General features: G+C 65.8%; 11 protein-coding genes. 10 read left to right on the forward strand and 1 reads right to left on the reverse strand.

Annotated features, from left to right (window positions below):
• Nucleotides 1–27 precede the first annotated feature (27 nt).
• From GH664_RS12875 to GH664_RS12900, 6 genes are all read left to right on the forward strand, one after another.
• Entirely contained in the window at nucleotides 28–1,407 is a 1,380-nt protein-coding gene (locus GH664_RS12875) for an L-serine ammonia-lyase (protein ID WP_153168477.1), read from the forward strand.
• A 100-nt stretch (nucleotides 1,408–1,507) separates the two neighbouring features.
• Nucleotides 1,508–2,746 carry a serine/threonine transporter SstT gene (gene sstT / locus GH664_RS12880; protein WP_153168478.1) on the forward strand — a complete coding sequence of 413 codons (1,239 nt, stop codon included), beginning with the start codon at nucleotides 1,508–1,510 and terminating at the stop codon, nucleotides 2,744–2,746.
• Nucleotides 2,747–2,799: 53 nt separating this feature from the next.
• A complete protein-coding gene (locus tag GH664_RS12885; RefSeq protein ID WP_153168479.1) occupies nucleotides 2,800–4,056 on the forward strand; it encodes a glycine C-acetyltransferase in 1,257 nt (418 codons plus the stop codon).
• 33 nt (nucleotides 4,057–4,089) lie between these two features.
• Complete coding sequence (gene tdh, locus GH664_RS12890) at nucleotides 4,090–5,127, forward strand: L-threonine 3-dehydrogenase (RefSeq protein WP_153168480.1); 1,038 nt, start codon at nucleotides 4,090–4,092, stop codon at nucleotides 5,125–5,127.
• 193 nt (nucleotides 5,128–5,320) lie between these two features.
• Nucleotides 5,321–6,238, forward strand: coding sequence for a LysR family transcriptional regulator (locus GH664_RS12895; RefSeq protein WP_153168481.1), 918 nt, complete (start codon nucleotides 5,321–5,323; stop codon nucleotides 6,236–6,238).
• A gap of 134 nt (nucleotides 6,239–6,372) precedes the next feature.
• Nucleotides 6,373–7,683 carry a Glu/Leu/Phe/Val dehydrogenase gene (locus tag GH664_RS12900; RefSeq protein ID WP_153168482.1) on the forward strand — a complete coding sequence of 437 codons (1,311 nt, stop codon included), beginning with the start codon at nucleotides 6,373–6,375 and terminating at the stop codon, nucleotides 7,681–7,683.
• A 155-nt stretch (nucleotides 7,684–7,838) separates the two neighbouring features.
• On the opposite strand, the gene GH664_RS12905 is transcribed toward GH664_RS12900, so the two are convergent.
• Entirely contained in the window at nucleotides 7,839–8,690 is an 852-nt protein-coding gene (locus GH664_RS12905) for a FadR/GntR family transcriptional regulator (RefSeq protein WP_228111495.1), read from the reverse strand.
• Between the two features lie 429 nt (nucleotides 8,691–9,119).
• Between GH664_RS12905 and GH664_RS12910 the strand changes: the two genes are divergently transcribed.
• The 4 genes from GH664_RS12910 to GH664_RS12925 form a co-directional block, all read left to right on the forward strand.
• On the forward strand, nucleotides 9,120–10,202 hold the full coding sequence (locus GH664_RS12910) for a TRAP transporter substrate-binding protein (RefSeq protein ID WP_153168483.1): 1,083 nt from the start codon (nucleotides 9,120–9,122) through the stop codon (nucleotides 10,200–10,202).
• Between the two features lie 127 nt (nucleotides 10,203–10,329).
• Entirely contained in the window at nucleotides 10,330–10,917 is a 588-nt protein-coding gene (locus GH664_RS12915) for a TRAP transporter small permease subunit (protein WP_153168484.1), read from the forward strand.
• On the forward strand, nucleotides 10,914–12,635 hold the full coding sequence (locus GH664_RS12920) for a TRAP transporter large permease subunit (protein ID WP_153168485.1): 1,722 nt from the start codon (nucleotides 10,914–10,916) through the stop codon (nucleotides 12,633–12,635). The genes GH664_RS12915 and GH664_RS12920 overlap by 4 nt, the downstream gene beginning before the upstream one ends.
• A 291-nt stretch (nucleotides 12,636–12,926) precedes the next feature.
• The coding region (locus tag GH664_RS12925) for a hypothetical protein (RefSeq protein ID WP_153168486.1) at nucleotides 12,927–13,134 on the forward strand (208 nt) is incomplete at its 3' end.

Below are 13,134 nucleotides of genomic sequence, written 5' to 3' on the forward strand. Positions count from 1 at the left end.
AAGCCCCAACCTCAACAGGAGCAGCCCATGTCCATCAGCGTACTCGATCTGTTCAAGATCGGCATCGGACCGTCCAGCTCGCATACCGTCGGACCGATGCGCGCCGCCCACGACTTTGCCGCGGCGCTGGCGCAGCAGGGGCTGATCGACCGCGTCAGGCGCATCGAAGTGAAACTGTACGGGTCGCTGTCGGCCACCGGCGTCGGCCACGGCACCGATCGCGCGGTGGTCGCCGGCCTGCTCGGCGCGCGGCCGGACGCGGTCGATCCGGATTTCGTCGTCGACGCGGTCGATCGGGTCAAGCTGGATGGCGAGCTCTCCGTCATGGGCCAGCGCACCATCCCGTTCGAGTGGGCGCGCGACATGCGCCTGCTGCCGGTCAACCTGCCCTACCACCCCAACGCGATGCGCCTGGTCGCGCACGGCGAGGACGGCGTGGCGTACGAGAACACCTACTACTCGATCGGCGGCGGCTTCGTCATCGACGAGGCGCACGCGCAGTCGGGCACCTCCGCCGAGGCGGCGGTCACGGTGCCCTACCCTTTCGACACCGGCGCCGAACTGCTCGAGCAGTGCCGCCGCCACGGCCTGCGCATCAGCGAGCTGATGCTCGCCAACGAGAGCGCCTGGCGCAGCGAGGACGAGACCCGCGCCGCGCTCAAGCGCGTCTGGGACGTCATGCAGGGGTGCGTGGCGCGGGGCATCACGCAGGAAGGCATCCTGCCCGGCGGGCTCAACGTGCGCCGCCGCGCGGCGGCCCTGCACCGCAAGCTCAGCGAGCGCGCCACCGGCCACAACCTGATCAGCGACACCATGGCGGCGCTCGACTGGGTCAACCTGTATGCGCTCGCCGTCAATGAAGAGAATGCCGGCGGCGGCCGCGTCGTCACCGCGCCCACCAACGGCGCCGCCGGCATCATCCCGGCGGTGCTGCACTACTACATGAACTTCATGCCGGGCAGCAGCCCGCGCGACGTGGAGAACTTCCTGCTCGCCGCGGCCGCTGTCGGCGCGCTGTGCAAGAAGAACGCCTCGATCTCCGGCGCCGAAGTCGGCTGCCAGGGCGAAGTCGGCTCCGCCTGCGCAATGGCCGCCGCCGGCCTGGCCGAAGTGCTTGGCGGCACTCCGGAGCAGGTCGAGAACGCGGCCGAGATCGGCCTCGAACACAACCTGGGCCTGACCTGCGACCCCGTCGGCGGCCTGGTGCAGGTGCCCTGCATCGAGCGCAACGCGATGGCCTCGATCAAGGCGATCAACGCTGCCCAGCTCGCCCTGCGCGGCGACGGCGACCACGCGATCTCGCTGGACCAGGCGATCCGCACCATGCGCGACACCGGCCGCGACATGCTGGACAAATACAAGGAAACCTCCCGCGGCGGCCTTGCCGTCAGCTTCCCCGAGTGCTGATCGCGCTCGGCGTGGCTGCGCGCGCCGGCGCCGCATCCCGCAGCAAATGCCGTTCTCACCTTCAAACCCATAGCAACAAGCAGCAACGAGGAGACATGCAATGACTACCGCAAACCCGACGGCTCTGCAGCGCCTGATGCGCATGAGCCTCATCTCCCAGATCGCGATCGGTCTGGTCCTGGGCATCGCCCTGGCGCTCATCGCGCCGGGCGCCACCAAGTCGGTCGCCCTGCTCGGCGACCTTTTCATCGCCGCGCTGAAGGCGGTCGCCCCCATCCTGGTGTTCGTGCTGGTGACGGCGGCGATCGCCAACCACAAGAAGGGCCAGCCCACGCACATCCGCCCGGTGCTGATCCTCTACCTGCTCGGCACCTTCGCCGCCGCGGTGGTGGCGGTGGCTGCCAGCTTCACCTTCCCGACCACGCTGGTGCTCAACGCGCCGGCAGCCACCGGCGCGCCGCCGGGAGGCATCCTGGCAGTGCTGAAGAACCTGCTCCTCAGCGTCGTTTCCAACCCGGTGCGTGCACTGATGGAAGGCAACTTCATCGGCATCCTGGCGTGGGCGATCGGCCTCGGCGTCGCGCTGCGCCATGCCGCCGAAAGCACGCAGAAGATGGTCAACGACGTCGCCGACGCGGTGTCCTCGATCGTGCATACCGTGATCCGCTTCGCCCCGCTCGGCATCTTCGGCCTCGTCGCCGCCACCATGGGCGAGACCGGTTTCGACGCGCTGCTCGGCTACGGCAAGCTCATGATGGTGATCGTCGGCTGCATGCTGTTCGTCGCCCTGGTGGTCAACCCGCTGTTCGTGTTCTGGAAGTTGCGCACCAACCCTTATCCGCTGGTGCTCACCTGCCTGCGTGAAAGCGGCGTGACCGCCTTCTTCACCCGCAGCTCGGCGGCCAACATCCCCATCAACCTCGAGCTGTGCAAGCGCATGGGCCTGCACGAGGACACCTACTCGATCTCGATCCCGCTCGGCGCGACAATCAACATGGGTGGTGCCGCGATCACGATCTCTGTGATGACGCTGGCTGCCGCCTATACCCTGGGCATCTCGGTCGACTTCCCCACCGCGCTGCTGCTGTGCGTCGTGTCCGCGCTCGCCGCGTGCGGTGCGTCGGGTGTGGCGGGCGGCTCGCTGCTGCTCATCCCGATGGCCACCAGCCTGCTCGGTATCCAGGGCGACGTGGCGATGCAGGTGGTGGCGATCGGCTTCGTGATCAGCGTGGTGCAGGACTCGTGCGAGACCGCGCTCAACTCCTCGACCGACGTCGTCTTCACCGCCGCCGCCTGTGCGGCGGAGAGTGGTGAGCTGCTCGACCTGGAAAGCGCCTGAACACAGGCTGTCATGCCATCCAACAAGTCCCCAACCATTGCAATGGAGTCGTGATGAACAAGAACCTTGAAACTGCCGTCGCTACGAGCGGCAAACCCCAATCCCCGGCCCGCGCGCGCTTCCTTACCCATCTGCAGGGCGTCGTCGATCAGATCCGTGCCGACGGCTTCTACAAGGCCGAGCGCGTCATCGACAGCCCCCAGGGCGCGCAGGTCCACCTTGCCACCGGCAAGGACGTCCTGAACTTCTGCGCCAACAACTATCTTGGACTCGCCAATGATCCGCGTCTGGTCAAGGCGGCGCAGGAAGGCCTGGCCGAGGACGGCTTTGGCATGGCTTCGGTGCGTTTCATCTGCGGCACGCAGTCGGTGCACAAGCAGCTCGAAGCGAGCATTTCGCGATTCCTCGGCACCGAGGACACCATCCTGTACGGGAGCTGCTTCGACGCCAACGGCGGTCTGTTCGAGACCCTGCTCACCGAAGAAGACGCGGTCATCTCCGACGAGCTCAACCACGCGTCGATCATCGACGGCGTGCGCCTGTGCAAGGCCAAGCGCTACCGCTATCGCAACAACGACATGGCCGACCTCGAGGCCCAGTTGCAGGCGGCAGATGCCGCCGGCGTGCGCTTCAAGCTCATCGCGACCGACGGTGTGTTCTCCATGGACGGCGTCATCGCCGACCTGAAGTCGGTGTGCGACCTGGCGGACAAGTACGGCGCGCTGGTGATGGTCGATGACTCGCACGCCGTCGGCTTCGTCGGCACGCACGGCCGCGGCACGGCGGAATACTGCGGCGTGGAAGGCAGGGTGGACATCATCACCGGCACGCTCGGCAAGGCCCTGGGCGGCTCCTCGGGTGGCTATACCTCCGGCCACAAGGAGATCATCGAGCTGCTGCGCCAGCGCTCGCGGCCCTACCTGTTCTCCAACACGCTCGCGCCCTCGATCGCCGCCGCCTCGATCAAGGTGCTGGAGCTGCTCGACAGCAACGAAGGTCTGGAGCTGTGCCGTCGCGTGCGCGAAAACGGCGAGTATTTCCGCCGCGAGATGAGCAGGCTCGGCTTCACGCTGGCGGGCAAGGATCACCCCATCATCCCGGTGATGCTCGGCGACGCGCAACTGGCCGGTCGCATGGCCGACGAGCTGCTGAAGGAAGGCATCTATGTCATCGGCTTCTCCTTCCCGGTCGTGCCCAAGGGCAAGGCGCGCATCCGCACGCAGATGAGCGCCGCGCACACCACCGAGCAGATCGACCGTGCCGTGGCGGCCTTCGCCAAGGTGGGCAAGGCACTCGGCGCGATTGCGTGAGCGCGAGCACTGATATCGATTGAGAGGAACCCCATGAAAGCCTTGGCTAAATTGACCCCGTCGGTAGGGCTCACGCTGACCAGCGTGAAAAGACCGGAAGTCGGACACAACGATGTCCTCATCAAGATCAAGAAGACGGCGATCTGCGGTACGGACATCCACATCTGGAAGTGGGACGAGTGGGCGCAGAAGACCATTCCCGTCCCCATGCACGTGGGCCACGAGTACGTGGGCGTGATCGCCGACATGGGCCAGGAGGTCCGCGGCTTCAAGATCGGCGACCGCGTGTCGGGCGAAGGGCACATCACCTGCGGCTTCTGCCGCAACTGCCGTGCCGGCCGCCGCCACCTCTGCCGCAACACCGTGGGCGTGGGCGTCAACCGCGCGGGCGCGTTCGCCGAGTACCTGGCGATCCCGGCGGTCAACGCCTTCAAGATCCCGGATGACATTTCCGACGACCTGGCGGCGATCTTCGACCCCTTCGGCAACGCCACCCACACTGCGCTGTCGTTCAACCTGGTCGGCGAGGACGTGCTCATCACCGGCGCAGGTCCCATCGGCATCATGGCGGTGGCGATCGCGCGCCACGTCGGCGCGCGCCATGTCGTCATCACCGACGTGAACGACCACCGCCTGGAGCTTGCACGCAAGATGGGCGCGACCAGGGCGGTGAATGTGAGCCGCGAGAACCTCGCCGACGTGAAGGAAGAGCTGCACATGGTCGAAGGCTTCGACGTCGGGCTGGAGATGTCCGGCGTGCCGTCCGCGTTCACCTCGATGCTCGAGCACATGAACCACGGCGGCAAGATCGCGCTGCTGGGCATTCCGCCTTCCAACACCGCGATCGACTGGAACCAGGTCATCTTCAAGGGCCTGGAGATCAAGGGAATCTACGGCCGCGAGATGTTCGAGACCTGGTACAAGATGGTCGCGATGCTGCAGAGCGGGCTGGACCTGAGTCCGATCATCACGCACCACTTCCCGGTCGCGGACTACAAGACGGGGTTCGAAACCATGCTCTCCGGCAACAGCGGCAAGGTCATCCTGGACTGGGAAAGTCTGGCGGCCTGACCCCTGCGATGAGCCCATGCGCAACAAGCCCAGGCCTGCCTCGGCCTTTTGTTGTTGCGCCTGGTGGCAGATGCTTCTTGTGCGGCCGGCAGGAAGAGCCCGAGAGCGTGGACGTGCGGCTGGCAGACGTCCACACGCGGGCGACACGGGCCACAGGCCGCGCGCGACCCTCGTACCCCGGGGAAGCCAAACGATGGAACTGAAATGGCTGGAAGATTTCCTCAGCCTCGCCGATAGCGGCAGCTTCTCGCGCTCGGCCGAGCAGCGGCACGTGTCGCAGCCGGCGTTCTCGCGCCGTGTGCGCGCGCTCGAGGCCTGGTTGGGCGTTGCGCTGGTGGACCGCAGCACCTTCCCCACGCGGCTCACTGAAGCTGGTGAGGCCTTCAAGGGACCGGCGGCCGATCTGGTCAACCGGCTGCACGCCGCCCGCGCCCTGGTGCGCGGGCATCAGGCGACCGCAGGCGGCGCGCTCGTCTTCGCCGTGCCGCACACGCTGGCCTTCGCCTTCTTCCCGGCCTGGCTTGCGCGCCTGAAGGCGGACTTCGGCGACGTGCCGACGCGGCTGGTGGCCGGCAACGTGCATGACGTGGTGATGATGCTGAGCGAAGGCGGCTGCGACCTGCTGCTGTGCTACCACCATCCGGCCCATCCGGTGTGGCTGGATCCGGCGCGCTTCGAAGCGCTGCACCTCGCGGTCGAGCGCGTGCGCCCCTACCTGCCGCGCCGCCTCGCCAGCGCCGCCGGCTGGCAGTTGCCGGGCAGCGCCGCAGCGCCAATCCCCTTCCTGCGCTACGGCCCCAACACCTACCTGCGACGCATGGTCGACACCATCCTCGACCGCGCGCCGCACCCGGCGCACCTTGCCCTGCAGTACGAATCGGACATGGCGGAAAGCCTGAAGGCGATGCTGCTCGCCGGCCACGGCCTCGCCTTCCTGCCTGCCAGCGCGGTGTGCCGCGAAGTGGAGCGCGGCGAAGTGGTGAGCGCAGGCGGTCCGGAGTGGAGCCTGGAGATGGAGGTGCGCCTGTATCGTGACCGTGCCAACACCAGGCCCGAGCTGCTGCGCCTGTGGCAGCACCTCGCCGCGGCCGCCAGCCAACCTCAGTCCTGATTCCTCCCCCACTTGCGCCTCACTTCACGGGCGGCTATGCGCAAGACGCATGACTCGATGAAGCAACGGCATGCCTCTGGCGCACGGCGCTCCACACAATGCGCGCACCTTCCACACCACCAAGAGGCACACGGATGAGTGCGACGCAAAACGACAACCCTGGCCTGGACCGGGTCGGCGGCCTTTCCTACCTGAACCCGGCCGCCCCCGAGCCGTGGGCGAGCTTCATCGAGCAGATCGAGCGCGTGCGCCCGCATCTTGGCTCCCTCGAACGCTGGATCGAGACCCTCAAGCATCCCAAGCGCGCGCTGATCGTCGACGTGCCGATCGAGCGCGACGACGGCAGCGTCGCCCACTACGAGGGCTACCGGGTGCAGCACAACCTGTCGCGCGGCCCGGGCAAGGGCGGCGTGCGCTTCCACCCCGACGTCACGCTGAACGAGGTGATGGCGCTGGCCGGCTGGATGACGATCAAGAACGCCGCGGTCGGCCTACCCTTCGGCGGCGCCAAGGGCGGCATCCGCGTCGATCCGGCGAGCGTCAGCAAGGGCGAGTTGCAGCGCATCACGCGCCGCTACACCTCGGAGATCGGCATCATCATCGGCCCCGACAAGGACATCCCCGCGCCGGACGTCGGCACCAACGCGATGACGATGGCGGTGATGATGGACACCTTCTCGATGAACCGCGGCGGCACCGCCACCGGCGTGGTCACCGGCAAGCCGATCGCGCTCGGCGGCAGCCTCGGCCGCCAGGAGGCGACCGGGCGCGGCGTGTACATCACCGCGCGCGAGGCCGGCCGCCACCTTCACATCCCGATCGAAGGCGCGCGCGTGGTCGTGCAGGGCTTCGGCAACGTCGGTGGCATCGGCGCGCGGCTCTTCCACGAAGCCGGCGCGCGCGTGATCGCGGTCGGCGACCACACCGCCACGCTGGTGAACGAAGCCGGCGTCGACGTCCCGGCTGCGCTCGAGCATGCCGCCGCGCATGGCGGGCTGAAGGGCTTTGCCGGCGCCACGCCGATCGACATCGAGGAATTCTGGCGTCTGGAGTGCGAATTCCTCGTGCCCGCCGCGCTGGAAGGACAGCTCACCGCCGAACGCGCCGCCGGCGTGCGCGCACGCATCGTCGTCGAGGGTGCCAACGGCCCGACCACGCCGGCTGCCGACGACGTGCTGAGCGAGCGCGGCATCCTGGTCGTACCAGACGTCCTCGCCAACGCCGGTGGCGTGACCGTGTCCTACTTCGAGTGGGTGCAGGACTTCTCCAGCTTCTTCTGGACCGAAGAGGAGATCAACCAGCGCCTGGAGCGCATCATGGTGGGCGCCTTCGGCGCGATCTGGAAACTGGCACAGGAGAAGCAGGTACCGCTGCGCACCGCAGCGTTCATCATCGCCTGTCACCGAGTGCTCGAGGCGCGCGCGGAACGCGGCCTCTACCCCTGAGCGGAACGCGGCCTGCCCGGCGCTAATCCCGGGTAGGGCGCTGGCGCGGGCTTCGTCCCGAGTGGTGCTCGCGCGCCCTGCCGTCGGCATCTCGATCGGCGTACCGATCCCGATGCCGACGAGACGGCCTCATCGAAGCAGGAAACCGCGGGATTTCACGGGGCATCGCCAGCGACGCCGTCCGGGTCGCCAGCGTCCTCCTGCTGTTTGGCAGGCACCCGCTTGCTGCGCACAGCGGCTTTGCTCGTTTGTCTTTCGGTCACTTCGCGCAGGCTCGCCTGCACGAAGCTGAGGTGCAGGTTGGCCGCCTTGCGAGCCGCGACCGGATCCCGCGCGGCGATGGCCTTCACGATCTCGCCATGCTGCTCGTCCAGCAGGCCGACGTTGTCCTGCTGGTGGTAAAGCGCCTCACGCGAGCGCAGCATGTTGATGCGCATCAGGTTGAACAGACCCCGCGTCACATGGACGAGGGCCAGATTGTGCGAAGCCTCTGCCACCGACATGTGAAAGTCCGCATCGCGATCGGCGTCCTCGAATGGGTCGAACTCGCCCTTTCGTTTTCGCATGCTCGCCACCAGACTGCCGAGCTTCTTGATGTCCTTGTCGGTGGCACGCAGCGCGGCGAACTGGGCGGCGATGCATTCAAGCCCGTGGCGCAGTTCGAGAATGTCGTCAATGGCCGACGGATGACGCTGCAGCAGATGCACCAGCGGGTCGGTGATGATCGGTCCGGTCACGTCGGTCACGTCGTAGCCGCCGCCTCGACGCGCCTGCAGGAGCCCCCGGCTCTCGAGGATCAGCAAAGCCTCGCGAAGCGAAGGCCGCGACACATCCAATTGCTTGGAAAGATCGCGTTCGGACGGCAGGCTGAATCCGGGTTTCAGCGCGCCGCTCGCAATCATCCCTTCGATCTGCTCGGCGATGGCATCTGAGAGCCGTGTTCTTCGTGGCTGGACGACAGCTTGAAACGATCGTGTTGTAGTCATGACGATGGTCTTCAGATGCAAGATTCTCTATGGCCGGCCGGCCCGTACGCCGGAATGTTGCCTGGCGTGCATTCCACGTTCCGGGGGCAACCTTCAACGCGGGAATAGTCCTGATTGGGTCCCCATACCACGATGCGGCATTAACGCACCGGCGCGTTGGGCCACTGAAAGGCAGGACTTTCCCGCTCTCACGCGCCCATCGGGTTGAAATCACTTGCAAGCTTCCCGGCGCGAAGGATAGCATCGCAAAAAAATGTTGGTAAGACCAGCCATACCGGCTGTCCACCAATACCAGTCCGCCCTGCGGATCAAAGAAGGTGGAGACGAAAAGGCTTGTCTTTCCGGTGACAGGAGCGTTGTCGATCTGCGACAGCACGATCGACAACGCTCCCTATATCCCCATCGGCATTCACGATCAGAACGAGCAAACACGCGCGAGGAGGAGGCATCGTGGAACGTCGTAAATTCCTGCAGGGCGCCGGCATGGCCAGCATTCTGGCTACGGGCACCGCACCGGCCATCGTCCATGCCCAGCAGCAGATGCGCTGGCGCCTGGCATCGAGCTTCCCGAAGTCGCTCGAAACCGTGTTCGGCGCGAGCGAAGCTTTCGCCAGATACGTTTCCGAGGCGAGCGGCGGCAAGTTCGTCATCTCGGTGCACCCGGCGGGCGAACTGGTCCCCGCCTTCGGGGTGGTCGACGCGATTCAGCAGGGCACGATCGAATGCGCCCACACCGCGCCGTACTACTTCTTCGGCAAGGACGAAACCTTCGCGCTCGACTGCACGATTCCGTTCGGCATGACCTCGCGCTCGATGACGGCGTGGATGTACGAGGGCAACGGCATGAAGCTGATGCGCGAGTACTACGCCCAGTTCAACATCATCAACTTCCCGTGCGGCAACACCGGCACCCAGATGGGCGGCTGGTATCGCAAGGAAATCAAGTCGGTGAAGGACTTCGACGGCCTCAAGTTCCGCGTCGGCGGCTTCGGCGGCCGCGTGCTGGCGAAGCTCGGCGCGGTGCCACAGAATATCCCGGCCGGCGAGATCTACCAGGCGCTTGAAAAGGGCACGATCGACGCCGCCGAGTGGATCGGTCCGTCCGACGACCTGCGTCTCGGCCTGCACAAGGTCGCGCAGCACTACTACTTTCCGGCGTGGTGGGAAGGCAGCACGCAGTTCTCGGTGTACATCAACGACAAGCAATGGAATGGCCTGTCGGCCGAGTACAAGGCGATCGTCGAACAGGCCGCGCGTGCGGCGCACGTCGGCTGCCAGGCGCGTTATGACGCTCGCAACCCGACTGCGCTGAAGCAGCTCATCGCCGAGGGTGCCAAGCTTTCGCGCTTCCCGAAGGACTTCATGGACGCCGCGTTCAAGGCCTCGCGCGAGGTCTATGCCGAGTTGAACGAGAAGAACACCAACTGGAAGAAGATCTACCCCGACTACAGCCGCTTCCTTGCCGAGCAGGTGCAGTGGGACGCGGTGGCGGAAAGCAACTACGCGCGGTACTTGGCCGGCCAGAAACTCTGAGGCGATGGCCACCGGACGCGCAGTACAAGCGTCCGGCGGCCTGGTCGAGCCCCCGAAGCCCCCGTTTCGCCGAGCGCACGCCCCGTCGCGCTCGGCGCTCATGCACTCAAGCTCTCAGGCGATCCCCATGGACACCCTACTCCGCTTGTCACGCATCATCGATGCCGTGAGCCGATCCTTCGGCAAGTTCATCATCTGGCTGGTACTCGCCGCGACGGTGATCAGTGCCGCCAACGCGGTCGCGCGCAAGGCCTTCAACTTCGGCTCGAACGCCTTCCTCGAGATCCAGTGGTATCTGTTCGGTGCGGTCTTCCTGCTCGGCGCCGGCTACACCTTCCTGCAAAACGCGCACGTGCGGATCGACGTCGTCGCCAGCAGGCTGTCGATGCGCACCCGCATGTTCATCGACATCGCCGGCATCATCGTTTTCCTGCTGCCGATGTGCTGGCTCATGATCGCCTTCGCCCTCCCGGTGGTGAAGGGCGCCTACCTGTCGGGCGAGATGTCGTCCAACGCCGGCGGCCTGATCCGATGGCCGGTGTATGCCCTGGTGCCGATCGGCTTCGCCCTGCTCGGCCTGCAGGGAATCTCGGAACTGATCAAGCGCTTCGCCTTCCTGCAGGGCAAGGTGCCCAATCCGCTGCTGCACGGTGCGCACGACTCGCACAACGAGGCGCACGCCCATCATGACAACGCCGGCGAGGTGCAGAAATGATCGAACTGTTCGTCTCTCACGCCCCGGAAATGATGTTCGGAGCGCTGCTTGCCTTCCTCCTCACCGGCTTCCCGGTCGCCTTCGCGCTCGCCGCATGCGGCCTGCTGTTCGGCTTCATCGGCATGGAAGCCGGAATGTTGCCACCCAGCCTGTTCCAGGCGCTGCCGCTGCGCATCTTCGGCATCATCCAGAACGACACCTTGCTGGCGATTCCCTTCTTCACGCTGATGGGCCTGATCCTCGAGCGCAGCGGCATGGCCGAGGAACTGCTCGACACCGTCGGCCAGGTGTTCGGCCCGATCCGCGGCGGTCTCGCACTGGCCGTGATCTTCGTCGGTGCGCTGCTGGCGGCGACCACCGGCGTGGTCGCCGCCGCGGTGATCTCGATGGGCCTGATCTCGCTGCCGATCATGCTGCGCTACGGCTACAGCCCGGCCATCGCCAGCGGCGCGATCACCGCCTCGGGCACGCTGGCGCAGATCGTGCCGCCCTCGCTGGTGCTGATCGTGATCGCCGACCAGCTTGGCCGCAGCGTCGGCGACCTCTACCTGGGTGCCTTCGTCCCCTCCTTCGTGCTGATCGGCTTGTATGTGTTGTTCATCATCGGCCTGGCGGTCTTTAAGCCGTCGATGGTTCCCGCCCTGCCTCCCGAAGCGCTGACCTATCGCGAGCCCGACGGCAGCTCGGGCATGCGTTCGCTCGGCGTGTTCTTCCTGTTCGTCACGATCGTCTCCGTTGCATTCGGCATGCATTACGGCGAGATCGTGAGTGCGTTCAAGGGCACCGAGGTCAAGCCGGCGGCCGACGAAACCGTTGTCGTTGCGCTCACTGGCGGCACCCTGTTCGCGTTCGTCGCCGCGATGGTCAACAAGGTCACCGGCATGGGCCTGCTGTCGCGCCTCACCGAGCGCGTGACCTTCGTGTTGATCCCGCCGCTGGCATTGATCTTTCTGGTGCTCGGCACGATCTTCCTCGGCGTCGCCACGCCGACCGAGGGTGGCGCGATGGGCGCCGTCGGCGGCATGATCATGGCGATCTCGCGCGGCAAGCTCGACATGGGGCTGCTGAAGCACGCGCTCGAATCCACCGCACGGCTGTCGTGCTTCGTGCTGTTCATCCTGATCGGCTCGACGATCTTCAGCTTCACCTTCACCGCGGTCGATGGCCCGCATTGGGTCGAGCACCTGTTCGACAAGCTGCCCGGCGGCGAGATCGGCTTCCTCGTGTTCGTGAACACGGTGATCTTCTTCCTCGGCTTCTTCATCGACTTCTTCGAGATCGCCTTCATCCTGGTCCCGCTGCTGGCTCCAGTGGCCGACAAGCTGGGGATCGACCTGGTGTGGTTCGGCGTCCTGCTGGCGATGAACCTGCAGACATCGTTCCTGACCCCGCCCTTCGGCTTCGCGCTGTTCTACCTGCGCAGCGTGGCGCCAGCGAAGGACTTCATCGACCGCGTGACGCGCAAGAGCGTGGCCGGCGTGAAGACGATGGACATCTACCGCGGCTCGGTTCCATTCGTGATCATGCAGATCGCGATGGTGGTCGCGCTGGTGGTATTCCCGGGCCTGGTGACCTTCGGCCTCGCCGACAAGGTCAAGATCGACCTCGACACGATCCAGATCAGGGTCGAGGGCGGCGCGGGCGGTGGCGACGGTGGTTGGGGCGACGACGACGGCTGGGGCAGCCCGGCGGATGCAGCTCCGTCCGGCAACAGGTAGTGCAGTGCCGCGTTCTTGCGGGAACTCGGATTCTGCTCCTTCTGCGGAGCCGATGCCTGGGCTGCATTTTGTGTCCCTGGATGCTGCATATGGAACAGCAGCGACGACTTCCGCCCCCCCCTGGCAAAAGGAAAAAAATCCATACGCCTTATTGCACGTAATGAAATCGTATTTTATATTACGAAACGTGAGCCGTCCTGCGATCCGGGCTGGTCTCGCGCAACCATCGAGCAAGTGCAGCGCCGCCCGACCGGGTGGAATTCGCCAACTACACGTCATGAGGAGACAGACATGACCGGGAACACCAACGTTCTTCTGAAAGCCGATACGGATACCCAGGAGACGCAGGAATGGCTGGAGGCGATTGCCTCGGTCATCGAGCACGCAGGCGCTGAGCGTGCGCACTTTCTGATCGAGACGCTGATTGCGACGGCGCGCCAGGAAGGGGTGAACATCCCCTACTCGGCCACGACCGAGTACATCAACACCATCCCCGCCG

The organism is Thauera sp. 2A1 (assembly GCF_009469595.2).
In the GTDB taxonomy this organism is placed as follows: Bacteria; Pseudomonadota; Gammaproteobacteria; order Burkholderiales; family Rhodocyclaceae; genus Thauera.